The following is a 25243-nucleotide window of genomic DNA, read 5'->3' on the forward strand; positions in this document are numbered from 1 at the left end:
ATCGGCAGTCGGATCAACGACTGCCTACCGCCGACTGCCTCCCTTACGCCGGCATCTGCGGCTTCAGCAGCCGATCCTCGCGAAAATCGTAGATGAGCCCGCTCTCCTGCCACTCCGGCAGCACGAGCTCGACGAGATGGGGCGCGAAATCCTCCGGCGTGCGCAGGCTCTGCGGGTCCTCGCCCGGCATCGCCGCCCGGCGCATGGCCGTGCGCAGCGGGCCGGGATTTGCGAGCATCACCTTCACCGGCGTGCTGGCGGTCTCGGCCGCATAGGTCCGCGCCAGCATCTCTAGCGCTGCCTTGGAGACGGCGTAGACGCCCCAATAGGCCGTGCCCTTGTGCGCCGCGCCGGAGGAGATGAAGACCGCCCGGCCGGCATCGGAGGCGCGCAGCAGCGGATCGAGCGAGCGGATGAGACGCCAGTTCGCGGTGACGTTCACGGCCATCACGTCGTCCCACACCTTCGGCTCGATATGCCCGAGGGGCGACAGCGCGCCGAGCAGGCCGGCATTGGCGACGAGGACGTCGAGCTTGCCCCAGCGCTCGTGGATGGCGGCGCCGAGCCGGTCGAGCGCGTCGTAATCCTTGAGGTCGACGGGCACGAGTGTCGCCGAGCCGCCGAGGGCGCGGATCTCGTCGTCGAGTTCTTCCAGTGCGCCGCTGGTGCGGGCAAGGGCGATCACATGGGCGCCGGCACGCGCCAGTTCGAGCGCGACGGCACGGCCGATGCCGCGCGAGGCGCCGGTGACGAGGGCGATGCGGTCGGCGAGGGGGCTGGACATGGACGATCCTGCAGTTGAGGCGCGAGTCTGATCTGGCCCGTCCCTAGCACCATTTGCGCCGCCGGGCGAGGCCGCGGGCTGAATTGTGGAGTTTTGGCAACACTGTTGCCTTCTCGACTCGCCAGCCTGTGATTTGCCCAGTTTTGCCGCAATGCGGCAGCATCTGACGGGTGTACATGGCGGCATCTGGAAGCCGCAGCTTTGGCGGGGGCAATCATGCCGGTATCGGCGGGCATCGATGGACGTGTCGGGTGGCAGCGCTTCGTGCGCGGCGCCTGCCTCGTGCTCGTCGTTGCCCTGGCGGTGGCCATGATCGCCGGGCGGATGGCCCATACGCGCAATGTGGCCGAGCGCCTCGCTGCCACCTTCGCGGCGTCGAGCCTGAGCGAGCTTGCCGTCCTGTCGCTCGAAGTGCCGTCGGCGGCGGACGACCAGGCGGTGCCCGCAGGCGAGACCAAGACGCACTGCCAGCCCGGCATCCTGCCGGCCGCTGCGGCTGCCGCGCCGCTGCGGGGCTTCTCCGATCTCGTCGGCTGCGTGCAGAGCCGCATGCTGCCGACGCACGAGGTGCCGCCGCCACTCGGCCCGCCGCGGCTTCTCGTCACCTGAGTTTTCTCCGTTTTCGTTCATGACGCCCCGAGGGCATCGGCCGTGCGGCAGGAGTGATCCGCCGGGCACGCGATGTCCCGGCGGTCGCGGCGGGTGCCTGGAGGTCAGCCTCGGGCCGTGCCGTTGCCGGCGGCGTCCGTCCCTCCCGAGGAAGAAGACATGTCCATGGATCGTCGCAATTTTCTCTCCATCGGCCTCAGCGCCGCCGCCTGTTCGCTTGCCGGCCTGCCGGCCGCGGCCATGACCGGCGTCGGGGCGTCCGCCCAGCAGGCGCCCGACACTCTCGCCGGTCCGCCGCAGGATTTCGTCATCGATCCGATCTACATGCGCCAGATCGTGCCCTACGAGGGTCCCGGCCGCCCGGGCACGATCGTCGTGCGCACCAAGACGCGCTTCGTCTATCTCGTGCTGCAGAATGGCGAGGCGCTGCGCTACGGCTGCGGCATCGGCCGCGACGGCTTCTCCTGGTCGGGCGAGGCGACGGTGGCGCGCAAGGCCGTCTGGCCGGCCTGGTATCCGCCGCCCGAGATGCGCAAGCGCCAGCCGGAACTGCCGGTGATGATGGCGGGCGGCATCAAGAACCCGCTCGGCGCCCGCGCCCTCTATCTCTACCAGAACGGCGTCGACACGCTCTACCGCATCCACGGCACGACCGAAGCCTGGACCATGGGCCAGGCGGTCTCCTCCGGCTGCGTGCGGCTGATGAACGATGACATCATCGACCTCCACCAGCGCGTGCCGACGGGAACGCGGGTCATCGTGATCTGACCCGCGGTTCTGCGGTCGTCAGGTCCGTGGTGCGAGGCGAGGAGCCTTCCTCAGCTGCACGAGGACGGGGAGAGGAGGGCATCCTTCTGCAATCGTCCTTTTGCGGCAGGCGCAACGCCCCGGAGCATTGCGTCGCAGCGCTCCCTCTCGTCTTGGCCGGGCTTGTCCCGGCCATCCACGCCTTTGACGTTGCACAGGACGGCCAAGGCGTGGATGCCCGCGACGAGCGCGGGCATGACGCGGGGAGGGCAGGTCTGGAGGCTTCGGGGCTGGCATGAAAAAACCCGTCTTCTCGCGAAGGCGGGTTTTCTATCGGAAGGACGCGGTGGTTCAGCCCGCCTCGGCCAGCATCGAGAGCTGGCGCGGCGCTTCACCCGAGATGTCGGTGAGCGGCGTCGGATAATCGCCGGTGAAGCAATGGTCGGTGAATTGCGGGCGCGCCGGGTCGCGGCCCTCGTAGCCGACGGCCCGGTAGATACCGTCGACCGACAGGAAGGCGAGCGAATCGGCGCCGATATAGGCCCGCATCTCCTCGAGCGAATGGGTCGCGGCGAGCAGCTTGTCGCGCTCGGGCGTGTCGATGCCGTAGTAGTCCGGATGGGCGATCGGCGGGCTCGCGATGCGGAAGTGCACCTCGGTCGCCCCGGCATCGCGCATCATCTGCACGATCTTCACCGAGGTGGTGCCGCGCACGATGGAATCGTCGACGAGCACGATGCGCCGGCCCGCGACCACGCCGCGGTTGGCCGAATGCTTCATGCGCACGCCGATCTCGCGCACCGACTGGGTCGGCTGGATGAAGGTGCGCCCGACATAATGGTTGCGGATGATGCCGAGCTCATAGGGGATGTTGCAGGCCTGGGCATAGCCGATGGCCGCCGGCACGCCGGAATCGGGCACCGGCACCACGACGTCGGCCGAGGCCGGCGCCTCGCGCGCCAGCTGTTCGCCCATGCGCTTGCGAACTTCGTAGACATTGCGCCCGTGCACCATGGAATCGGGCCGGGCGAAGTAGATGTACTCGAAGATGCAGGGGCGCATCGGCTGGTCCGGGAAGGGCTTGATCGATTCGATCCCCTCCTCGGAGATGACGACGACCTCGCCGTTCTCGATATCACGCACGAACTTGGCGCCAATGATGTCGAGCGCGCAGGTCTCGGAGGCGAGGATGTAGCGCCCGTCGAGCTGCCCCAGCACCAGCGGGCGGATGCCGAGCGGGTCGCGCGCGCCGATGAGCTTCTTGTTGGTGAGGCCGACGAAGGAATAGGCTCCCTCGAGCCGCTGCAGCGCGTCGATGAACCGGTCCATGAAGCGGCCGCGGCGGCTGCGCGCGACAAGGTGCAGGATGACCTCGGTGTCGCTGGTCGACTGGCAGATGGCGCCGTCCTGCACCAGCTGGCGGCGCAGGGTGAGCGCATTGGTGAGATTGCCGTTGTGCGCCACCGCGAAGCCGCCGCCGTGCAGCTCGGCGAATAGCGGCTGCACGTTGCGCAGCGCCGTCTCGCCCGTCGTCGCATAGCGCACGTGGCCGATGGCGGCGGCGCCGGGCAGGCGGGCGATCACCGCCGCGTCGGAGAAATTGTCGCCGACGAGGCCGAGGCCCTTCTCCGCATGGAATTTCGTGCCGTCGTAGGAGACGATGCCGACCGCCTCCTGCCCGCGGTGCTGCAGCGCATGCAGGCCGAGCGCGGTGATCGCCGCCGCGTCAGGATGCCCGTAAATGCCGAACACCCCGCACTCCTCGTGCAGGGTATCCCCGTCGAAGTCGCTGTCCATCATGTCGTCCACCGCACGCACGGCAGCCCGCCGACCATGGGGTCATGGAGACGGGCGGTCACGCCTCATGTCGTGTCAAACCATTGTCGTTGCAATCCGCACTCACGTCATGCCGCATGTGCGAAAAGCGCGGGCTTCCTCAGTTGTTTCCCCCGGCCAGGGCGCGAATGCCCTGCCTGTCGCCCTGTTCGTAGCTGCCGGGCGTCTGCTGGGTGCGCTGCTCCGGCACCGCTTCGGCCGGCGGCTCCTCGGTCTCGCCTTCCGGCTTCGTCCGCTTGAGGCGCTGCAGGATCGCCGTTTCCGGATCGTCAGGCAGAAGGGCCATCAGGCTGTTGCCGGTCGACTGCAGGATGCCGCGCGTCTTGGCGTCGCGCGCCCATTCCGGCTGCATCTCGGGCGTGATCAGCCAGTTGAAGAAGAGGAAGGCGACGGCGCAGATCAGGAAGCCGCGGGCGGCGCCGAAGACGAAGCCGAGCGAGCGGTCCAGCGCGCCGATGCGCGAATCGAGCACGAGGTCCGACAGCTGCACCGTGATGAAGGACACGATGATCAGCGTGACGAGGAAGATGGCCGCGATGGCCACGACGAGCGCGATGGTCGGGTTCGAGATGTGCTGCTTCACGTAGGGCAGCAGCGCCGGATGCAGCATCAGCGCGGCAACCGCGGCAGCGCCCCAGGAGGCGATGGCGAGGACCTCGCGCGTGAACCCGCGCACGGTCGCCAGCAGGGCGGAGATCACGACGATGCCGAGGACGATGAGATCGAAAAGCGGAACTGGCATGAGCGCGCGCCGTTGAGCCTTGTCTTCGTTATGCCCTCGGCGCCTGATGCCGCTGGCCACGTTGCTGCCTCAGCGCGCTGTATAGCCCGCCGATGGGCTTTCGTCACCTGTCATGAACGAGCCGGGCATCCCTTTGCCGCGGCCCGGCCGCGACGTTGGCGACGAGATCCGCGATATGGGCCGTCCCGGTGAGGGCGAGCGACGCATCGCCCGCCTCGCGGATGGCCGCGGGCGTCACGGCGCGGCGGAAGCCGAGCTTGGCCGCCTCCTTGAGGCGCTGGGCGGCCTGGGCGACCGGCCGGACCGCGCCGGAGAGGCCGATCTCGCCGAAGAAGACCACCTCCGGCGGCAGCGGCCGGCCGGCGAGGGAGGACACGAGGGCGGCCGCCGCGGCGAGGTCCGCCGCCGGCTCCGTGATCTTCAGCCCGCCCGCGACGCTCAGATAGACGTCGTGCATGCCGAGCTTGAGGCCGCCGTGCGCCTCGAGCACGGCGAGCACCATGGCGAGGCGGTTCTGCTCCCAGCCGACCACGGCCCGCCGCGGCGTGCCGAGGGAGGTCGGGGCGACGAGCGCCTGGAACTCGACGAGGAGGGGGCGCGTGCCCTCCATGCCGGCGAAGACCGCCGCGCCGGGCGCCGCATGGTCGCGGCCGGCGAGGAAGAGGGCGGAGGGATTGGGCACTTCGGCAAGGCCGCTGCCCGTCATTTCGAAGACGCCGATCTCGTCTGTGGGGCCGAAACGGTTCTTGACCGCGCGCAGGATGCGGAAGTGGTGGCCGCTGTCGCCCTCGAAGGAGACGACCGCATCCACCATGTGCTCGACGACGCGCGGGCCGGCGATCTGCCCGTCCTTGGTCACGTGGCCGACGAGGATGACGCAGGTGCCGGTCGTCTTGGCGAAGCGGATGAGCGTCTGCGCGCTGCCGCGGACCTGCGTCACGGTACCCGGCGCCGCATCGACGAGGCCGCTCCACATGGTCTGGATCGAATCGATGACCACGAGCCGCGGCGCCGGCCCCTGCGACAAAGTGGCGACGATGTCCTCGACATTGGTCTGCGAGGCGAGTTCCACCGGCGCGTCGGTGAGGCCGAGCCGCTCGGCCCTGAGGCGCACCTGGCCGATGGCCTCTTCGCCCGAGATGTAGGCGATGCGGTGGCCGGCCCGCGCCAGGGCCGCGCAGGCCTGGATGAGCAGGGTCGACTTGCCGATGCCGGGGTCGCCCCCGATGAGGATGACCGAGCCCTCGACGAAGCCGCCGCCGGTCACGCGGTCGAGCTCGCCGATGCCGCTCGCCGCGCGCGGCGCCTGCGCTTCGCTGCCGGTGAGACCCTCGAGCGGGAAGACGCGCCCCTTCGCCCGCCCGCCCATCCGCGCCCCCGGAACGGGCATGGGCGGCGCGCTCGCCGTCTCCTCGGCGAGGCTGTTCCACGCCCCGCAGGCGTCGCACTTGCCCTGCCAGCGCGTATAGGAGGCGCCGCAGCTCTGGCAGATGAAGGACGGCGCGCGCTTGGCCATGGGACGCTCAATTCGCCGGATGGGAATGCAGGCGCGGCCGCTTGGCGCATGCGCGCCACGCTCCCTCCCTCCGCGAAGCGGTGGGGAGGGTCGGGGTGGGGGGCGCCTGCAGCTGAGTGCCGGCGAAACGCGCTCCGGGCCGAGGCCTGACGGCGGCGCTGGTCAAGGCGATGTATGGATCGCGAAACGAGCGGCGGAGGACGGCCTTCACGGTCTGGTTTCCTTCATGGCTTCAAAAGAAAGCTCTGTCGCGCTGTGGCGGCGACGCCCCCCACCCCTAGCCGCTCCCCACCGCCAGCGGGGGGAGGGGAAGCACTCCTGCCTTCGGCGTCCCTCTGGCTGCCAGCGGTTACTGGCCCGCCGGCAGGTAGCGGCGGTAGTACCGCTCGCCGAGGTCGGTCAGCATCTCGTAGCCGATGGTGCCGGCGCGCTTGCCGGCCTCGTCGACGGTGAGGCCGTTGCCGATGAGCGTGACCTTGTCGCCGCGCTGCACGGCGCCTTCGGGCACGGCGCTGACGTCGAGCGTGATCAGGTCCATCGAGATGCGCCCGGCAAACGGGCAGCGCACGCCCGCGACGAGCGCCTCGCCGCCGCTCTTGAGGTTGGTGCCGCTCGCCGTGCGCAGATAGCCGTCGGCATAGCCCACCGACAGCGTCGCGATGCGCCGCCGGCCCTGTGCCGTCCAGTGCCCGTTGTAACCCACCGTCTCGCCGTCCGGCGCCCAGCGCAGCTGGATGATGCGCGCCTCGAGCTGCACCACCGGGCGCATGGGATTGGCGCGCTCGGGCGTCGGGTTGCCGCCGTAGAGCGCGTAGCCCGGCCGCACCAGGTCGAAATGCGGCGCCTGCGGCAGGAAGATGCCGGAGGAGTTGGAGAGAGAGGCCGGCACGCCGGCAAAGCGCTCGCGCACATGCGTGAAGGCGGCGATCTGCCGGACGTTGATCGGATGCTCGGGTTCCTCGGCCGAGACGAGGTGGCTCATGACGAGGCTCGGCGTGAAGGCGCCGAGAAGCTCGGCGTCCTCGGCGAGCTGCAGCGCGGCCTCGGCCCTGAGGCCGAGGCGGTTCATGCCCGTGTCGACATGGATGGCCGCCGGCAGGCGGCCGGCGCCCGCCCGGCAGAAGGCTGCCCATTCCTCGACTTCCTCCTGCGAGCCCAGCACCGGCCGCAGGTCATGCGCCGGATAGGCGGCGGCGGTGCCGGGCAGGAGGCCGTTGAGCACGTAGATCACGGCATCCGGCGCCGCCGCGCGCGTGCGCCGCGCCTCGACGAGATGGGCGACGAAGAAGGTGCGGCAGCCGGCGGCGTAGAGCGCGGGGACCGCTTCGTCGATGCCCATGCCGTAGGCGTCGGCCTTGACGACGGCCGCCGTCTCGGCTCCGCCGGCCTTGGCGGCCAGGGTGCGCCAGTTGGCCACGAGGGCGGCCAGATCGATGGTGAGGAGCCCGCCTGCCTCGTCTTCGCCGATGGCGGGGCGCGGCTCGTTCGATGCACTGGTCACGATGTCCGGAGCCTCATGTGAATTTGGCCTCAGCGCCACTCAGAACTGCTCTGGCAGGCGGTCTTCCTGCGCGAGATTGCCGAAGCGCGTGACGTCGGCCTGGAACGACAGCTGCACGGTTCCGGTGGGGCCGTGGCGCTGCTTGCCGATGATGACCTCGGCCTTGCCGTGGGCCTGGTCCATCTCGGCCTGCCACTTGAAATGCTCCTCGGTGCCGGGCTTCGGCTCCTTGTTCTTGAGGTAATATTCCTCGCGGTAGACGAAGAGGACGACGTCGGCGTCCTGCTCAATCGAGCCCGATTCGCGCAGGTCCGACAACTGCGGCCGCTTGTCGTCCCGGTTCTCGACCTGGCGGGACAGCTGCGACAGGGCGACGATGGGCACGTGCAGCTCCTTGGCGAGCGCCTTCATGCCCGTCGTGATCTCGGTCAGCTCCTGCACGCGGTTCTCGCCCTTCTTGGACGAGCCGGAGAGGAGCTGCAGGTAGTCGACCACGAGGAGGTCGAGCCCGCGCTGGCGCTTGAGGCGCCGCGCCCTTGCCGCAAGCTGGGCGATGGACAGGCCGCCCGTCTGGTCGATGTAGAAGGGGATCGTCTGCATCTCCCGGGCGACGTCGCTGATCCGGTAGAACTCCTCCTCGCGGATGTCGCCGCGGCGGATCTTGTAGGAGGGGATGCCGGACTGCTCGGCGATGATGCGGTTGGCCAGCTGCTCGGCCGACATTTCGAGCGAGAAGAAGCCGACGATGCCGCCGTCCACCGCCTTCACCGCGCCGTCCGGCTGCTTCTCGCCGCGGTAGGCCTTGGCGATGTTGAAGGCGACGTTGGTGGCGAGCGAGGTCTTGCCCATGGCCGGGCGGCCGGCGAGGATGACGAGGTCCGACGGCTGCAGGCCGCCCATCATGCGGTCGAGGTCGTGCAGCCCGGTGGCGAGCCCGGAGAGCTTGCCCTCGCGCTTGTAGGCCGCGGCGGCGACGTCGATGGCCGCGGTGAGCGCATCGGCGAAGCGCTGGAAGCCGCCGTCGTAGCGGCCGGTCTCGGCCAGGCTGTAGAGCTTGCGCTCCGCATCCTCGATCTGGTCGCGGGGCGAGACGTCGACCGGCGCGTCATAGGCGACGTTGACCATGTCCTCGCCGATGCCGATGAGCTCGCGGCGGATCGCGAGGTCGTGGATCGTGCGGCCGTAGTCCTCGGCATTGATGATGGTGGTGGCCTCGGCGGCGAGCCGCGCGAGATATTGCGAGACGGTGAGGCCGCCGAGGTCGTGGTCGCCGAGGAAGGTCTTCAGCGTGATCGGCGTCGCGATCTTGCCCGCCTTGATGAGGCTCGACGTCACCTCGTAGATGCGCCGGTGCACCTCCTCGTGGAAATGGGCGGGCTCGAGAAAGTCGGAGACGCGGAAGAACGCCTCGTTGTTCACGAGGATCGCGCCGAGCAGCGCCTGCTCGGCGTCGATATTGTGCGGCGCAAGGCGGTAGCGCGGCTCATCGGGGCCGTCGAGCCGCGCTGCGAGTGAATTCACGGTTGCCATCGGTCTTCGGTCATCGAGTCGCTGGACGATGAGACTAACACGTCGGCGCGCCCGCCGAAGCCGCGCGGGCGCGAGGCGGCAAAAACGCGGTGCACAGTCCAGTAAAGCGGGGACGGCGTTAAGAAGTCGTTAACCTTTCGTTGACCGTGTCGCGCGGGTGACTCTGCCGCAGGGAGGCAGGGCATTGCCCATGACGCCGGCGTGTCAATGCAGGTGCGGGGGGCTCCCTCGTCATGGCCGGGCTTGTCCCGGCCATCCACGCCTTCGGGCTCGCGCAATCGTCAAAGGCGTGGATGCCCGCGACACGCGCGGGCATGACGGCAGGAAGGGACGGCTCCGGGTTTCAGCGGCCGTGGCCGTGGGGCTCCGCAGTCTCTTCCCCGTCCGCTACTCCCCGGCGAGCCTCAGCGGGCTGCGCTGGCCCTCGCGCCGGCGCAGCGCGGCCTCGCGCTCGGCGATGTAGGTGCGCGTCAGGGGCACGGTGTCGATCTTCTTGGCGAGCTGGATCTGGAACACCATCATGCCGTCGTGGCGGAAGGACATCTCCGAGCCCGCGAGATAGAAGTCCCACATCCGGGCGAAGCGCTCGTCGTAGAGCGCGACGGCCTCCTCCCGGCGGGCGTGGAAGCGCTGGCGCCAGGCCTTCAGCGTCTCGGCATAGTGCAGGCGCAGGATCTCGATATCCGTCACCATCAGGCCGGCGCGCTCGATGGCCGGCAGCACCTCCGACAGGGCCGGGATGTAGCCGCCGGGGAAGATGTACTTGGCGATCCAGGAATTGGTCGCGCCCGGCTCCTCCATGCGGCCGATGGAATGCAGCAGCATGACGCCGTCGTCGTCGAGGAGGCGCGCCGCCGTGTCGAAGAAGGTCTGGTAATAGGGCACGCCGACGTGCTCGAACATGCCGACCGAGACGATGCGGTCGAAGCGCTCCTCGACGGCGCGGTAGTCCTGCAGGCGGAAGCGCACCTTGTCGGTCAGGTTGCGCTCCTTGGCGCGCGCGCTCGCGACGCCGAGCTGCTCCTCTGACAGCGTGATGCCGACGACGTCGGCCTCCGCATAGGCGCCGAGATAGAGGCCGAGGCCGCCCCAGCCGCAGCCGATGTCGAGCACCTTGTGCCCCGGCTCGACGAGGAGCTTGGCCGTGATGTGCCGCTTCTTGGCGAGCTGCGCATCGTCGAGGCACTGGTCCGGCGTCTCGAAATAGGCGCAGGAATATTGTCTGTCGGCATCGAGGAAGAGGCTGTAGAGCCGCCCGTCGAGGTCGTAGTGGTGGGCGACGTTGCGCCGGGCCTGCGGCATCCGGTTCCACTGCATGATGCCGCGCAGCCACTTGCGCCAGCGCCGGACGAGGCGCACCGGCAGGGGCGGGCTCGCGAGGCGCAGGTTGATCATGCCGAGCGCGATGAGATCGGCGATGTCGCCCTTCTGCATCGTCAGGCGGCCGTTCATGTAGAGTTCGCCGAGGGCGAGGTCCGGGTTGGCGATCAGAGCCGCCACGTCCCGCCGGCCCGCGATGCGGATGCCGAGGGGAGGGCCGCTGCCGTCGCCGACGACGAAGGGCGGCGTGTCCGCCACCTGCACTTCGAGGGTGCCCTGCCGGATGAGGCGGCCAAGCAACGGTCGCAGCAACCTGTCCATACCTGCACCTCCTCCCGGCCTCGCGACCGTTGCAACTGTGCTGGAACGACAGAAAAAGGTTAGGAACGGTTGCCCAGAAAAGCAATGGGCGCCGATCACGGCGCCCATGAACTGTGAACATGGCTGAAGAAACGGGCGCAAAACCGGCGGCTTCATGCGCCGCCGGCCGCTGTTTCTTGGGCCTCGTCTTGCCTCAGACTTCCTCTTCGCCGGCGGCGTCGGCGAGCGCCGCGCCCACCTCGAGGCCGAGGTCGTCGAGGTTCGTCTCCTCACGCGTGAAGACGGCCTCGCCGCGCTGCTGGCGCTCGGCTTCCTCGGCGCTGCGGGCGACGTTGACGGTGATCGACACCTCGACCTCCGGGTGCAGCGCCACCGGCACGGTGTGGAGGCCGAGCGTCTTGATCGGCGCGTTGAGCACGATCTGCTGGCGCGAGACGGTGAAGCCGCCGGCCGTCAGCACCTCGGCGATGTCGCGCGTGGCGACCGAGCCGTAGAGCACGCCCGTCTCGCCGGCCTGGCGCAGGATGACGAAGCTCTCGCCGTTGAGCTTCTCGGCGACCTTCTCCGCCTCGCTCTTGAGCTCGAGGTTGCGGGCCTCGAGCTGGGCGCGCTGCTGTTCGAAGCGGGCCTTGTTGGCGGTGGTGGCGCGCAGCGCCTTGCCCTGCGGCAGGAGGAAATTGCGGGCGAAACCGTCGCGCACGCGCACGACCTCACCCATCTGGCCGAGCTTCGGCACGCGTTCGAGCAGGATGACTTCCATGGTGGTTCTCCTTACGTTTCAGGTTCGGTTCTGGCTGTCGGGAGCGACGGGCGGCGTGCCCGACGTGATCTGGTGTTCGGGCGGGCCGAAGAAGGCCGCCGCGACGCCGACGATGGCGAGCACCGGCAGCGCCCAGATGAGAAAGATGACGACGACGAGATAGACGAAGCTGAGGATCAGCGGCCGTCCGCCCTTGCCCATCGTCCAGCGGTGGATGGCCGCGAGGCCCTGCAGCGCGAAGGCGGCGGCGAGCGCGCCGGTGAGTGCCTGGGCGAGGACCCCGGCGAAGCCCGTCAGCATGAAGCCGCCGGCGAGCGCGAGCGCGAGCGCAAAGGGCGCCTGGCGCGGCAGCACCATCAGCGGCAGCGGCGGCCATGGCCGCGGCAGCCGGCCGGAGAGGCTCACCGCCTTGGCCGCGCCCCAGAGGTTGATGACCAGCATCGGCACGAAGGAGGCGGCGGCGGCAAGCGGCATCACGGCGACGATGGTGTCCACCGTCGCGACGGCCGAGAGGCCGCCGGGCAACTCGCCCGCGCCCTCGGCGGCGCCCTCGGCCCCGGCGCCGAGCTCCGCCCTCAGCACGGATTCGATGGCGCGGCGCATGGTCTCGACATAGGCCTCGTAGGACCAGCCGAGCGAGACGGCGCCGGCGAAGGTGACGAGCCCGGCGACCGCCGCCACCCACAGGAGCAGCCGGCCGATGGGGTACCATTCGGTGCGCCCGTCGCCCGTGGCGCGGCCGAGGAGGCCGAGATAGGCGAGCCACCAGGCGGGCAAGGCGACGCCGAGCGCGAAGGCCGGCGCAGCCGCCCAGCGCAGCGCGATGCCGATGGCGAGCGCGCCGACGGCGGCGGCGACGAGGCCGGCCCGGTGGTTCCAGCCAAGGGCTGCAATGATGACGGGAAGGGGGGCGACATAGGACAGCATCACCGCCAGCGGCGATCCGGTGATCACCACGGTGAAGAGGAGGGCCGATACGAGGCCGGCGCCTGCGCCTATGACGAGAGTGCTCATCATCGTCCTGCTGTCCCGCTGCCTTTCGCAGGGTTAGGGGCGGATCCGACGTCCGTCCCAGCAAACTCTCCACGAAAGCGTGACGGGAGAGCGACGGGGGTTTTCAGTTCGCTTGCTGCGTCCGGGCGGGCGAGGCGTCCACCCGGGCTTCATGCGCGGCACCCGGCGAGCCGGATGCCGCGTCGAACGTCACCTTACTTGATGACGTAGGGCAGCAGGCCCAGGAAGCGCGCGCGCTTGATGGCCTGGGCGAGCTCGCGCTGCTTCTTGGCCGAGACGGCCGTGATGCGCGAGGGCACGATCTTGCCGCGCTCGGAGATGTAGCGCGAGAGCAGGCGCGTGTCCTTGTAGTCGATGACCGGCGCGTTGGGGCCCGAGAACGGGCAGGTCTTGCGGCGGCGGAAGAAGGGGCGGCGGGGTGCGCTCGACATGGCTCAGTTCTCCTCGGACGCCGTTTCGTCTTCGCGGCGGTCGCGGCGCGGGCCGCGGTCGCCGCGGTCACCACGATCGCCCCGGTCACCGCGCGGGCCGCGGTCGAAACCGCCGTCGCGGTCGCGGCGCTCGTCGCGGTCGCGCTTCTGCATCATCGCCGAGGGGCCTTCCTCGTGCGCCTCGACCCGAAGGGTGATGAAGCGCAGGATGTCCTCGTTGATGCGCATCTGGCGCTCCATCTCGGCCACGGCCGCTGCCGGGGCGTCGATGTTGACCAGCGTGAAATGCGCCTTGCGGTTCTTCTTGATGCGGTAGGCGAGCGACTTGATGCCCCAGTACTCGGTCTTGCCGACGGAGCCGCCGTTCGTCTCGACGATGCCCTTGAACTGTTCGACGAGGGCCTCGACCTGCTGTGCGGAAATATCCTGGCGTGCCAGGAAGACGTGCTCGTAGAGAGCCATTGAGTGGCCTTTCCTTTACAACCGACGTTCTCTCCGGCGCTGAGCCCTTCGAGCCCTGTCGCCAAGGCCCGAGCGCGCTGTTCGAAGGCGGAGACACGGGACGCCGGGGCGGATGCCCCTCACGGGCCTCACCTCGGGAGCAGATCCCGTCGGCAAGGCACCGCCGTCCGTTCAGCCCCCGGCCGGAGCGAACGTGAAGCGGGGCCTTTAAGGGATTTTGAGGGGGATGGCAAGGGGGCGCTAAAGGGCGCAAAGCCAATCGACGCGGCTTTATGCGTCATCTCGCTCAATGATCTGCTCTCTCGGTCGAGCCTGCTACAGCGATGTCGCTGATTCCGGCGGTGGATTGGTGGTGGCGTTTAAAGATTCGTCGGTATTTGTCGAGGTATCGTCTCGCTTTATTTGCCCAAATAAAATGCTGACGGCGGCTGCCTCGATGTCAGGGTAATAAGATGGAACAACTATATCAAGCATCGGCCGTTCAATATTATCATCAGAATACCATCTTCTTGCTGTTCCGTTGCGATTCTTTCGTTTTCCTTTTTGAAAAATATCTCGGTACCTAAAGGGCGAAATTCCCATGAATGGGACGAAAGAAACTCTTTCGTGGCTCTCCTGTTCGATCTCGATCTCGTTGGCATGAAGTTCTTTTGCTCGGCTTTTTGGATAAGGTTCCATATAGACAACACGGTTTATGCCGCTTGCGATAATATGCTTGGTGCAGTTGTGGCAAGGAAAGGTTGTGCAATATAGTGTGCTACCTTTTATGCTTCTTCCTAGGCGTGCTGCGTCGCAGATGGCGCACATTTCAGCATGGACGACGCGCCCGTACTCGGTCAAATCCAGAATGGACGCGCCGAATAGCGCTCCTCTGCCGCGCTTAGCTTCTTCGCTTGTTATGGGTTTTTGTATAAGCTCTTCAACGATATGGGCGGGTGTTCCTATGCTCTTGGCTTTTCTTGACAAGAGTCCGTTGTCTAAAAAACGATTAACTAGATCGCGTAAAATTTCTTTTTTAACGAGTTCGTTTGGATCGTATCCAATTCTTACATCTCTAAAATCCGGCTCTTCCATATCCCAGTAGGTGCCGCCTGAGAATTTTGGAACCTCATTGCATCCCTGTGTGATAAGTTCACCATCTGTTGTGAAGATGGCGGCGCCGACTTGTCTGGACAAATCAGATGATCGCAACGAAGCTGATTTCGCTGCATACATTCCGTACTCATCTTTAGATGGAGAAATATCATTCCGCCCAAAGAAAGCATTTATAAAGCGCAAAATTGTGGAGTCCATTTCTCTCCGTTCTACTCCGGGAATGAATACGTCTGCCAAATGAAATGCTTCTCGTAGTTGCTGGCCATATGGTTCGGCCTCGCTCGCATCACGCTCAATCAACAGTTTGGCGCGTTCTGAGATTTCTTGTGGAGGTATAAGGCTGCCGCGCAACTTTGCTTCAATGCGTTGTGTTCGATCGTTTATCGACCCGTAGGCGGAAATCAGTATAAACTGCCTACCATATACATTCCTCAAAAAAATAACTTCGTCCGGCCTTTTTAGTTGGCGGATAATGTAAGCTTTTCCTTCTGGAACAGATTCGTCGTCGATAGTATGCTTCTTTCTAATTGCGGTAATCTCGTTAATTGCCATGGCAGACATTGCTGCGGCATTATCGTACTTTCGGCATAGAGAATTTGCATAATCCATCTTAAAATTGGTGACCGAAAAAAAGTCGTCCGATGTGGGCTCTAGAACTTCGGTTGGGAAATACCGCATAAGCTCTGTTAATTTTATCACTTCGGAATCGTATTGAACGCCTTTCAATGCGTTCACTAAGCTAGTCGTAATTTCATCTATATCAACGCCAATTGGCCCGGCTATACCAAAAATTAACTCTGGTCGACGAACAGTCTGAATGGTAGCAGTTGGCATCATCGTCTCCCCTGTGGATAAAGCCATCTACCGGTGGAATCGCGCACGCTGTATGATGTTGAAAAAACGATTCTTGGAAAAGGGTGCGCCATGAGCAACAATCAGCAAGGGTGGGAATTGGATTTCCACGCTATCCAAGCAACGGTTGAACGGGTCGCGCGACGGGTCAATGCTCACTTTGTGATCGATCCGGATAAGGCCGAGGAATTTCGGGCAGCTATTTCCAAGCGCGAAGAGAACCTAAATCAGGTTTACGGGGTTCTGCATGAGAATGTTAAGGCGTCTCGATGATCCCAGTCGCCTGAAATGGTAACATTACCAATTGCGGCTTTTGGGGCGCTTTGTGTCCCCTCAATAGGGGGCGGGTAAATTTGGGCTATTTAAGTCTGGTCTTCCGCTCCCTAAACCCCCGCCAATAATCCCCCGTCCCCTGTCGCACCACCACATCCTCCGCCCCGATCTCGAACGGCGTCAGCTCCGGCTCCGTCCGCAGCCGGATGTACAATTCCAAAAAATCCGTCTCCCGCATCAGCGCGAACAGGTCCTCGAACCGCTCGATGATGAAATGATCGCCAGCCGTCGTCGACGTAGTAGCCGGTGTACAGGATCCGGTTGACGTTCAGCGACGTCCGCGCGGGGCCGACGACCCCGATCTGCCCGCGGTCGTTCCCGCCTGCCCAGCCTATTTCCCCGGCGCAGCCGCCGCCGTCTCCCCTGGCGGCAAGATCCGGAACGTGAACGTCGTCACCTTTTCCCCTGGACCAAACGGCCCCGGAACCTCGTGGCTGACGGGCGGCAGGCTCTTGAGATAGGCCGCGATCGCCATGGCGTCGTCGGGCGTGAGATTGGCGAAGGCGTGCCAGGGCATGATCGGCGCGAGGATGCGGCCGTCCGGCCGCTCGCCGGTCTGGATCGCCGTCACGATCTGCTCCTTGGTCCAGCTGCCGATGCCGGTTTCGTTGTCGGGCGTGATGTTGCGGCCGACGAAGACGCCTTCGCCCGGAATCTCGAAGCCGACGTCGGAGCCGCCGAGAAAGCGCGACATGTCGGGTGAACCGAAGAGATAGCCCGGCGTGTGGCAGTCATTGCAGCCGCCGATGGTGACGAGATATTTGCCCCGCGCGACCTCAGCGTCCTCGGCGAGCGCCGGCAATGCCTGTGCGATGCCCGAGGCGGCCAGAAACACAAGAAGAATCCGTGACATGACTCTTCTCCCTCCGCTTGCCCGCGTCATGGCTGGGAAGGATAAAATTTAACATAAACTGAAATCTTCTTCCATGCCGGTAGCCGCAACCGGCCGGGCGTGCGTTACTTGAGATGCGACTTCGCCTGCGGAAACTCGCGCCAGTATTCGCCGGTCCCCCGTCGCACCACCACATCCTCCGGCCCGATCTCGAACGGCGTCAGCTCCGGCTCCGTCCGCAGCCGCGTGTACAATTCCAGAAAATCCGTCTGGCGCATGAGGGCGAACAGGTCCTCGAAGCGGTCGATGACGAAGTAGGTGGCCTGGAAGTCGTCGATGTAATAGCCGGTGCGCAGCACGCGTTCGAGGTCGAAGGCGAGGAAGTTGGCGGAGGGGTCCTCGACCACGTATTTCGCCTCGCCGTAGGAGGAGGCGATGCCGGCGCCGTAGGCCTTGATGCCCTCGGGCTTGCGGATGAGGCCGAACTCGATGGTGTACCAGTTGAGCCGGGCGAGGAACTTCACGCCCTTGTTGTCGCAGGCGACGAGCCCCGTGCGGCCGTATTCGCGCATGTAGTCGGCATAGGCCGGGTTCGTCAGTAGCGGCACGTGGCCGAAGACGTCGTGGAAGATGTCGGGTTCTTCGAGATAGTCGAGCTGCGCCCGGCTGCGGATGAAGGTGCCGGCCGGGAAGCGCCGGTCGGACAGCATCTGGAAGAAGGGGCGCGAGGGGATGAGGCCGGGCACGGCCACCACCTCCCAGCCGGTGAGGCGCCTCAGGCGCTCGTTCATGGCGCGGAAGTCCGGCACGCCCTCGGGGCCGATGCCGAGGGCGGCGAGCCCGTCGAGATATTCCTGGCAGATATGGCCTTCCAGCGTCTTGCGCTGGCGCTCGAAGAGGATGCCCCAGGTCGCGTGGTCCTCGGCGCTGTAGCGCTCCCAGTCCTGCGCGATGATGCAGTCTTCGACGCTCTGCGCGTTCAACACGGCGTGCGTGGACATCGCTTGCCTCCCTGACGTGCGGGAGCCGGCTACGGATGCGGCCTCGCGACAGGCTCCGCCGGCATAACGCACGAAGCGGCGTGGCAGGTCCGCCCGGCCCGCAGGACGTCCTTTTCGGATCATCGCGCCTTGCCCCCTCGGCGGCAAGGCTGCCCCCCGCGCGGCGGGATGGCTGGACGGCGCGACTTCGGCTAAACCCGTGAGAACAGGGCGGGGGCCCTTGCCGCACGCGAGCGGCCGGCGCCCGACGCCCGCCTGGAGAGCACGTCACCATGGCTTCCACTGTGAGACTGGGCGTCAACATCGATCACGTCGCCACCATCCGCAATGCGCGCGGCGGGGACCATCCCGATCCCGTGCGCGCGGCCCATGCCGCCGTCGCGGCCGGGGCGGACGGCATCACCGCGCATCTGCGCGAGGACCGGCGCCACATCCGCGACGAGGATATCGCGCGCCTCAAGGCCGAGCTGCCGGTGCCGCTCAATTTCGAGATGGCGGCGGAGGAGGAGATGGTGGCGATCGCCCTCGCCACCCTGCCGCACGCCGCCTGCCTGGTGCCGGAGAAGCGCGAGGAACGCACGACCGAGGGCGGTCTCGACATCGTGACCGGCTATGCGCATCTGCGGCCCATGGTCGCCGAACTGACCGGCGCCGGCATCCGCGTCTCGCTCTTCATCGAGCCGGACGAGGCCGTCCTGGAGACGGCGGCGGCGCTGCTCGCCCCGGTGGTCGAGCTGCACACCGGATCCTATGCCGAGGCGGTGCAGGCGGGGGACGAGGCGCGCATCGCCCACGAGCTCGAGCGCCTGCGCAGGGCGGCGGCGCGCGCCGCCCACTACCATATCGAGGTGCACGCCGGCCACGGGCTCACCACGGCCAATGTCGGGCCGGTCGCGGCGATCCCGGAGGTGGCCGAGCTCAACATCGGCCACTACATCATCGGCGAGGCCGTCTTCATCGGGCTCGAAGGGGCCGTGCGGGCCATGCGCGCGGCCATCGAGGCCGGGCGCGCCGGCGCGTAAGGGGTGCCATGATCATCGGCATAGGCTCCGATCTCTGCGACATCCGCCGCATCGAGCGCTCGCTGGCGCGCTTCGGCGAGCGCTTCACCCACCGCGTCTACACCGAGGGCGAGCGCGCGAAGAGCGACCGGCGGGCGGCGCGGGCCGCCTCCTATGCGCGGCGTTTCGCCGCCAAGGAGGCCTGCGCCAAGGCGCTCGGCACGGGCATGCGGCTCGGCGTCTTCTGGCGCGACATGGAGGTGGTCAACCTGCCCGGCGGGCGCCCCACCATGCGCCTGACCGGCGGCGCGCTGAAGCGGCTCGAGGAGATGACGCCGCCCGGCCACGAGGCGGTGGTGCACGTGTCGCTGACCGACGATCCGCCGCTGGCGCAGGCCTTCGTCATCATCGAGGCGCTGGCGCGGCCGGGTTGATCGTGCCACGCTCGCGCCGCAATCACATCCGCTATGGCCTGCGCCGGTTCGCGTTGCGGCGCGGGAGCGTATCGGCTAGACCGCAACGGATTCTTTGAACAGGCGCGGCCTGCGGCGGGCTTTCCGTCGGCCGTCACGAGCAATGGTTGGAGCCGCTCCACGTGGCGTCGAAAAACGTGGTCCGGTGAGGGTTCCCGAGAAGGCACGATCGATGGACGAGGCGCGCGTGGACGATACGAAGAAGAAAGCCGACCAGGGCGGCGTTCTCGAGACGGTCAAGGTCATCGTCCAGGCGCTGCTGATCGCCCTCGTGGTGCGCACCTTCCTGTTCCAGCCCTTCAACATCCCCTCGGGCTCGCTGATCCCGACCCTGCTGATCGGCGACTATCTCTTCGTCTCGAAATATTCCTACGGCTATTCGCGCTATTCCTTCCCCTTCGGGCCGCCGCTGTTCTCCGGCCGCATCTGGGGCTCGGAGCCCAAGCGCGGCGACATCGCCGTCTTCAAGCTGCCGAAGGACAATTCGACCGACTACATCAAGCGCGTCGTCGGCCTGCCGGGCGACACCATCCAGATGATCGACGGCGTGCTGCACATCAACGGCGAGGCGGTGAAGCGCGAGCGCGTCGGCAACTACGTCACGCAGGATTCCTGGGGCCGCGACATCGAGGTGCCGATGTACCGCGAGACGCTGCCCGGCGGCACCACCCATACCGTCATCGAGCGCGACGGCGACCGCGGCTACTGGGACAACACCTACGTCTACAAGGTGCAGCCCGGCCACTACTTCATGATGGGCGACAACCGCGACAATTCCACCGACAGCCGCGACGAGAACGCCGTCGGCCAGGTGCCCTTCGAGAACCTCGTCGGCCGCGCCGAGATCATCTTCTTCTCCATCGGGGAGGGAAGCGCCGGCTGGAAGGTGTGGGAATGGCCGTGGACGGTGCGCTGGGAGCGCATCTTCAACCCGGTGAAGTGAAAGACGGTGCAATAAGTTGGGCCGCAAATCCGCCGATACCGCCGCGCTCGAAGCGCAGCTCGCCTATTCCTTCGCCGACAAGGATCTCCTGAAGCGCGCGCTGACCCATGTCAGCGCCTCGCCCTCCGACAAGACGCGCTCCTACCAGCGCCTCGAGTTCCTGGGCGACAGGGTGCTCGGCCTGTCGGTCGCCGACATGCTGCTCGCCGCCTTCCCGGCGGCGGAGGAGGGCGAGCTGTCGCGCCGCCTCGCCGAGCTCGTGCGCAAGGAGAGCTGCGCCGAGGTCGCCCAGGCCTGGGACGTCGGGCCGCACCTGCACCTCGGCGACGGCGAGGTCTCCTCCGGTGCGCGCCGCAACCATGCTATCCTCGCCGACGTGTGCGAGGCCATCGTCGGCGCGGTCTTCCTCGATGGGGGCTACGACGCGGCGCGCGCGCTGGTCGAGCGGGCCTTCGCGGCGCGCCTGCATGCCCCACGCCGCCCGCTGCGCGACGCCAAGACGGCGCTGCAGGAGTGGGCGCAGGGGCGCGGCCTGCCGGCGCCGACCTATGAGCTCGTCGAGCGCTCCGGGCCGGACCATGCGCCCGAGTTCGTCATCGGCGTCAATGTCGAGGGCATGGTGCAGGCGCAAGGGCGCGGCACGGCCAAGCGCAATGCCGAGCAGGCTGCGGCCGAGGCCTTCCTGCTGCGCGAGAGGATCTGGACGGTGAATCAGGATGTCTGACGAGAACGCAGGCGAAAACGCTGCAGAAAACGCTTCTCCGGCAGGCGGGGCGACGCGCTGCGGCTTCGTGGCCCTGATCGGCGCGCCCAACGCCGGCAAGTCGACGCTCGTCAACGCCCTCGTCGGCACCAAGGTCTCCATCGTCTCGCGCAAGGTGCAGACGACGCGCGCCCTCGTGCGCGGCATCGCGCTCGAAGGCGAGAGCCAGATCATCTTCGTCGATACGCCGGGCATCTTCCGGCCCAAGCGCCGGCTCGACCGCGCCATGGTGACCTCGGCCTGGGGCGGGGCGGGGGACGCGGATGTCGTCTGCCTCCTCATCGACGCGCGCAAGGGCCTCGACGAGGAGAGTGAGGCCATCCTCGGCAAGCTCGCGGACATCCGCCAGCCGAAGGTGCTCATCCTCAACAAGGTCGACGTGGTGCAGAAGGAGAAGCTCCTCCAGCTCGCCGCCGACATCAACGCCCGCCAGCCCTTCGCCGAGACCTTCATGGTCTCGGCGCTGTCCGGCAGCGGCGTCGCCGGCATGCGCGCCAAGCTCGCCACCATGATGCCGCCGGGCCCCTGGCTCTACCCGGAAGACCAGGTGTCGGACGCGCCGCTGCGCATGCTCGCCGCCGAGATCACGCGCGAGAAGCTGTTCGAGCGCCTGCACGACGAGCTGCCCTATTCCTCCACGGTTGAGACCGAGCAGTGGCAGCAGATGAAGGACGGCTCGGTGCGCATCGAGCAGACGATCTACGTGGAGCGCGAGAGCCAGCGCAAGATCGTGCTCGGCAAGGGCGGCCAGGCCATCAAGACCATCGGCTCGCTCGCCCGGGCCGAGATCGCCGAGGTCGCCGAGACGAAGGTGCACCTGTTCCTCTTCGTCAAGGTGCGCGAGAATTGGAGCGACGATCCCGCCCGCTACCGCGAGATGGGGCTGGAGTTTCCGAAGGGCTGAGCCCCGCGGGGCGTGCCATCCGGGTGAGCCATGGAATGGCAGGACGAAGGCATCGTGCTCGGCGCCAGGCGCCACGGCGAGGCCAATGTCATCCTCGAGTTGATGACGGCGGCGCACGGCCGCCACATGGGCCTCGTGCGCGGCGGGCGCTCGCGCCGCCTGCAGCCCGTCCTGCAGCCGGGCAATAGCGTCGCCGTCGTCTGGCGCGCCCGCATCGAGGAGCACCTCGGCCTCTATGCGGTGGAGGCGACGGCCATGCGCGCCGCCCGCTTCATCGCATCCCCGCTCGCGCTCCACGGCCTCGGCACCCTGACGGCCCTGCTGCGCCTGATGCCGGAGCGCGACCCGCATCCCGGTCTCTATGAAGCGCTGACCGTGCTCATGGAGCACATGGACGATCCCGCCATCGCCCCGGCGCTCATCGTGCGCTTCGAGCTCGCCATGCTCGCCGAGCTCGGCTTCGGCCTCGACCTTTCGAGCTGCGCCGCCACCGGCGGCACGCAGGAGCTCGTCTATGTCTCGCCGAAGTCCGGCCGCGCCGTCTCGCGCGCGGCGGGCGAGCCCTACCGTGACCGGCTGCTGCCGCTGCCCTCCTTCCTGCGCGAGGGCGGCCTCGTCGACACGATCGGCACCGCCGACGTGCTCGCCGGCTTCCAGCTGACGGGGCTCTTCTTCGCCCGCCACGTCTACGAGCCGCGCGGCCTTACCGAGCCCGACGCCCGCCGGCGCCTGATCGAGTTTCTCGCGCGCGGCGAGGCGGCCGGACAGGACCCTCTCCCCACGAGCGGGGAGAGGGCAGGGTGAGGGGCGGCCATTCCCGCAAGGCCGATGTCTGCCTTGCTCCATCGGCCTTTGCCTCTTCCCTGGACCCGCTCCCTGCTGGCGGCAGGGCTATCGCCAGCGAACGAGCGACATTGATCCCTCCCTTCAGGGGAGGGTGGATCGGTCCGCAGGACCGAGACGGGTGGGGTCAAGGCCGGGAACGGTGCTTGCAATCTCAGCCGCGCGGCCCCCTCCGTCACCGCTTCGCGGTGCCACCTCTCCTGTGCGGGGGAGGATCAAGACCTCGACGTGCATATGCGATAGCTCGCCGCCGCTGGTGGGAGAGAGGACGCGGTTGCCCGGATCCCGCGAAGCAATGCTGCGGCAGCCGCAAACCACCCCGTCGCACTTGCGGTGCGGCGCCATGTTCGCTACCCGTTCCCCGAGAGAGGAATTGGGAATGGGCAAGCCTGTCGATCCGCCGTCCGGTGGCAGCATCGAGAACATCAATCTCAAGGACGCGCTCGAGGAGCGCTACCTCGCCTATGCGCTGTCCACCATCATGCACCGGGCGCTGCCCGATGCGCGCGACGGCCTGAAGCCGGTCCACCGGCGCATCCTCTACGGCATGCGTCTCCTGAGGCTCGACCCCGGCGCCGCCTTCAAGAAGTCCGCCCGCGTCGTCGGCGACGTCATGGGCCAGTTCCACCCGCACGGCGACCAGGCGATCTATGACGCGCTGGTGCGCCTGGCGCAGGATTTCGCCCAGCGCTACCCGCTGGTCGAGGGGCAGGGCAACTTCGGCAATATCGACGGCGATAACGCCGCGGCCATGCGCTACACCGAGGCGCGCATGACGGAGGTGGCGCGCCTTCTCCTGCAGGGCATCGACGAGGACGCCGTCGATTTCCGCGAGACCTACGACGAGGCCAACCGCGAGCCCATCGTCCTGCCGGCGGCCTTCCCGAACCTTCTCGCCAACGGCAGCCAGGGCATCGCCGTCGGCATGGCGACGTCGATCCCGCCGCACAATGTTGCCGAACTGTGCGATGCCGCGCTCTACCTCATCGGCCACCCGCGCGCGTCCTCGGAGCAACTCCTCACCTTCGTGCAGGGGCCGGACCTGCCGACCGGCGGCATCATTGTCGACGGGCGCGAATCGATCCTCGACGCCTACCGCACCGGCCGCGGCTCCTTCCGCGTGCGCGCGCGTTGGGAGAAGGAGGAGACGGGCCGCGGCGGCTGGGTCGCCGTGGTCACCGAGATTCCCTACGGCGTCGCCAAGGCCCGCCTCATCGAGAAGATCGCGGAGCTGCTGCAGGAGCGCAAGCTGCCGCTCCTCGCCGACGTGCGCGACGAATCGGCCGAGGACGTGCGCATCGTGCTCGAGCCGCGCGCCCGCACCGTCGATCCCGTCCTCCTGATGGAATCGCTCTTCCGGCTCACCGATCTCGAGAGCCGCGTGCCGCTCAACATGAATGTGCTGACGGCCGGCCAGGTGCCGCGCGTGCTCGGCCTGGCCGAGGCGCTGCGCGAGTGGCTCGATCACCGCCGCGAGGTGCTGCTGCGCCGTTCGCGCCACCGCCTCGGCGAGATCGAGCGCCGGCTCGAGATCCTCGGCGGCCTGCTCATCGTCTATCTCGACCTCGACAAGGTGATCCGCATCATCCGCGAGGAGGACGAGCCGAAGGCCGAGCTGATGAAGGTCTTCTCCCTCACCGAGGTGCAGGCCGACGCCATCCTCAACACCCGGCTGCGCTCCCTGCGCAAGCTGGAGGAGATGGAGCTGCGCAAGGAGTTCGACGAGCTCACCGCCGAGAAGAGCGGCATCGAGGACCTCATCGCCTCCGAGGACAAGCAGTGGAAGACGGTGGCCTGGGAGGTCCGCGAGGTCAAAAAGACCTTCGGGCCCGAGACCCCGCTGGGGCGCCGCCGCACCACCTTCGCCGTGGCGCCGGAGGCGGCCGCCATCGACCTCACGGAGGCCATGGTCGAGCGCGAGCCCGTCACGGTCGTCCTCTCCGAGAAGGGCTGGATCCGGGCGCTCAAGGGCCACGTGGCCGATTTCTCGACCCTGCAGTTCAAGGGCGACGACGCCCTCAAGGTGGCCTTCCACACGGAGACGACGGCCAAGATCCTGGTGCTCGCCAGCAACGGCAAGGTGTTCACGCTCGAGGCCTCGAAGCTGCCCGGCGGGCGCGGCTTCGGCGATCCGGTGCGCCTGATGGCCGATCTCGACGAGGGCGCGGATATCGTCGGCGCCTTCCCCTACCGGCCGGAGACGAAGCTGCTGCTGGTGTCGAGCGAGGGGCGCGGCTTCGTTGCCGCGGCCGATGCCGTCGTCGCCAACACCCGCAAGGGTAAGCAGGTGCTCAACGTCTCCGCACCCTACAAGGCGGCCGCCTGCGTGCCGGCGGAGGGCGACCATGTCGCCATCGTCGGCGAGAACCGCAAGCTGCTCGCCTTCCCGCTCGCGCAGGTGGCCGAGATGGCGCGCGGCCGCGGCGTGCGCCTGCAGAAATACAAGGACGGCGGCCTCTCGGACGTGAAGGTCTTCGCCCTCGCCGAGGGCCTGACTTGGAAGGACACCTCCGGCCGCACCTGGACGGTGGCCGGCGACGACCTGAAGGACTGGCTCGGCAACCGCGGCGATGCCGGCCGCCTGCCGCCGAAGGGCTTTCCGCGCAACAACAAGTTCGGCGGCTGACGGG

At 67.4% G+C, this 25243-nt stretch carries 24 protein-coding genes; 10 read left to right on the plus strand and 14 right to left on the minus strand.

The genetic code is table 11. The features are described from left to right. Positions 1–43: 43 nt before the first annotated feature. Entirely contained in the window at positions 44–784 is a 741-nt protein-coding gene (locus GGR16_RS04305; protein WP_183315797.1) for an SDR family NAD(P)-dependent oxidoreductase, read from the minus strand. 216 nt (positions 785–1000) lie between these two features. Here GGR16_RS04305 and GGR16_RS04310 point away from each other — a divergent pair, with 216 nt between their 5' ends. Further along, entirely contained in the window at positions 1001–1393 is a 393-nt protein-coding gene (locus tag GGR16_RS04310; RefSeq protein ID WP_183315798.1) for a hypothetical protein, read from the plus strand. 159 nt (positions 1394–1552) lie between these two features. After that, complete coding sequence (locus GGR16_RS04315) at positions 1553–2161, plus strand: L,D-transpeptidase (RefSeq protein WP_019400462.1); 609 nt, start codon at positions 1553–1555, stop codon at positions 2159–2161. Between the two features lie 330 nt (positions 2162–2491). Here the strand turns inward: GGR16_RS04315 and purF are convergent, their stop codons facing one another. From purF to GGR16_RS04370, 11 genes are all read right to left on the minus strand, one after another. Further along, entirely contained in the window at positions 2492–3940 is a 1449-nt protein-coding gene (purF, locus tag GGR16_RS04320; RefSeq protein WP_040404223.1) for an amidophosphoribosyltransferase, read from the minus strand. A 136-nt stretch (positions 3941–4076) separates the two neighbouring features. Then, a complete protein-coding gene (locus GGR16_RS04325) occupies positions 4077–4718 on the minus strand; it encodes a CvpA family protein (protein ID WP_019401923.1) in 642 nt (213 codons plus the stop codon). 103 nt (positions 4719–4821) lie between these two features. Next, positions 4822–6234: a DNA repair protein RadA gene (gene radA, locus GGR16_RS04330; protein ID WP_019401922.1), complete on the minus strand. Its 1413-nt coding sequence runs from the start codon at positions 6232–6234 to the stop codon at positions 4822–4824. Positions 6235–6583: 349 nt separating this feature from the next. After that, the gene (gene alr / locus GGR16_RS04335) at positions 6584–7735 is read right to left on the minus strand and encodes an alanine racemase (protein WP_183315799.1); all 1152 of its coding nucleotides are present in this window, start codon (positions 7733–7735) and stop codon (positions 6584–6586) included. Positions 7736–7774: 39 nt separating this feature from the next. Further along, entirely contained in the window at positions 7775–9265 is a 1491-nt protein-coding gene (locus tag GGR16_RS04340) for a replicative DNA helicase (RefSeq protein WP_019404160.1), read from the minus strand. A 387-nt stretch (positions 9266–9652) separates the two neighbouring features. Next, positions 9653–10906: a cyclopropane fatty acid synthase gene (locus GGR16_RS04345; protein ID WP_183315800.1), complete on the minus strand. Its 1254-nt coding sequence runs from the start codon at positions 10904–10906 to the stop codon at positions 9653–9655. Positions 10907–11099: 193 nt separating this feature from the next. Further along, positions 11100–11666 carry a 50S ribosomal protein L9 gene (gene rplI / locus GGR16_RS04350; protein WP_019404162.1) on the minus strand — a complete coding sequence of 189 codons (567 nt, stop codon included), beginning with the start codon at positions 11664–11666 and terminating at the stop codon, positions 11100–11102. A gap of 18 nt (positions 11667–11684) precedes the next feature. Continuing rightward, positions 11685–12683, minus strand: a complete 999-nt coding sequence (locus GGR16_RS04355) for a DUF2232 domain-containing protein (RefSeq protein WP_040405394.1) — start codon at positions 12681–12683, stop codon at positions 11685–11687. 191 nt (positions 12684–12874) lie between these two features. Continuing rightward, entirely contained in the window at positions 12875–13111 is a 237-nt protein-coding gene (gene rpsR / locus GGR16_RS04360) for a 30S ribosomal protein S18 (RefSeq protein WP_019404164.1), read from the minus strand. Positions 13112–13114: 3 nt separating this feature from the next. Continuing rightward, positions 13115–13573, minus strand: a complete 459-nt coding sequence (rpsF, locus tag GGR16_RS04365; protein ID WP_019404165.1) for a 30S ribosomal protein S6 — start codon at positions 13571–13573, stop codon at positions 13115–13117. 315 nt (positions 13574–13888) lie between these two features. After that, on the minus strand, positions 13889–15502 hold the full coding sequence (locus tag GGR16_RS04370) for an anti-phage dCTP deaminase (RefSeq protein WP_210289407.1): 1614 nt from the start codon (positions 15500–15502) through the stop codon (positions 13889–13891). Positions 15503–15535: 33 nt separating this feature from the next. Here GGR16_RS04370 and GGR16_RS04375 point away from each other — a divergent pair, with 33 nt between their 5' ends. Next, positions 15536–15793 carry a hypothetical protein gene (locus GGR16_RS04375; RefSeq protein WP_183315802.1) on the plus strand — a complete coding sequence of 86 codons (258 nt, stop codon included), beginning with the start codon at positions 15536–15538 and terminating at the stop codon, positions 15791–15793. Positions 15794–16184: 391 nt separating this feature from the next. Here the strand turns inward: GGR16_RS04375 and GGR16_RS04380 are convergent, their stop codons facing one another. Both GGR16_RS04380 and phhA read right to left on the minus strand, forming a co-directional pair. Further along, a complete protein-coding gene (locus tag GGR16_RS04380) occupies positions 16185–16706 on the minus strand; it encodes a c-type cytochrome (protein WP_183315803.1) in 522 nt (173 codons plus the stop codon). Between the two features lie 104 nt (positions 16707–16810). Further along, positions 16811–17686 (minus strand): phenylalanine 4-monooxygenase, encoded by an 876-nt coding sequence (gene phhA, locus GGR16_RS04385; protein ID WP_183315805.1) that lies wholly within the window; start codon positions 17684–17686, stop codon positions 16811–16813. A 272-nt stretch (positions 17687–17958) separates the two neighbouring features. Here phhA and GGR16_RS04390 point away from each other — a divergent pair, with 272 nt between their 5' ends. The 7 genes from GGR16_RS04390 to parC all read left to right on the plus strand — a co-directional run bounded on the left by GGR16_RS04390 (position 17959) and on the right by parC (position 25239). After that, positions 17959–18708 (plus strand): pyridoxine 5'-phosphate synthase, encoded by a 750-nt coding sequence (locus GGR16_RS04390; RefSeq protein WP_183315807.1) that lies wholly within the window; start codon positions 17959–17961, stop codon positions 18706–18708. An 8-nt stretch (positions 18709–18716) separates the two neighbouring features. Next, on the plus strand, positions 18717–19121 hold the full coding sequence (gene acpS / locus GGR16_RS04395; protein WP_055460565.1) for a holo-ACP synthase: 405 nt from the start codon (positions 18717–18719) through the stop codon (positions 19119–19121). A 211-nt stretch (positions 19122–19332) separates the two neighbouring features. After that, positions 19333–20103: a signal peptidase I gene (gene lepB / locus GGR16_RS04400; protein WP_019404170.1), complete on the plus strand. Its 771-nt coding sequence runs from the start codon at positions 19333–19335 to the stop codon at positions 20101–20103. Positions 20104–20119: 16 nt separating this feature from the next. Further along, the gene (rnc, locus tag GGR16_RS04405; protein WP_053193865.1) at positions 20120–20827 is read left to right on the plus strand and encodes a ribonuclease III; all 708 of its coding nucleotides are present in this window, start codon (positions 20120–20122) and stop codon (positions 20825–20827) included. Further along, positions 20820–21770 (plus strand): GTPase Era, encoded by a 951-nt coding sequence (gene era / locus GGR16_RS04410; RefSeq protein ID WP_019404172.1) that lies wholly within the window; start codon positions 20820–20822, stop codon positions 21768–21770. Before rnc ends, era begins: the two co-directional genes overlap by 8 nt. A gap of 30 nt (positions 21771–21800) precedes the next feature. Next, positions 21801–22574 (plus strand): DNA repair protein RecO, encoded by a 774-nt coding sequence (recO, locus tag GGR16_RS04415; protein ID WP_183315809.1) that lies wholly within the window; start codon positions 21801–21803, stop codon positions 22572–22574. A 418-nt stretch (positions 22575–22992) separates the two neighbouring features. Then, positions 22993–25239: a DNA topoisomerase IV subunit A gene (parC, locus tag GGR16_RS04420; RefSeq protein ID WP_183315810.1), complete on the plus strand. Its 2247-nt coding sequence runs from the start codon at positions 22993–22995 to the stop codon at positions 25237–25239. The last annotated feature ends 4 nt before the right edge of the window (positions 25240–25243 follow it).

The organism is Chelatococcus caeni (genome assembly GCF_014196925.1).
Classification (GTDB): domain Bacteria; phylum Pseudomonadota; class Alphaproteobacteria; order Rhizobiales; family Beijerinckiaceae; genus Chelatococcus_A; species Chelatococcus_A caeni.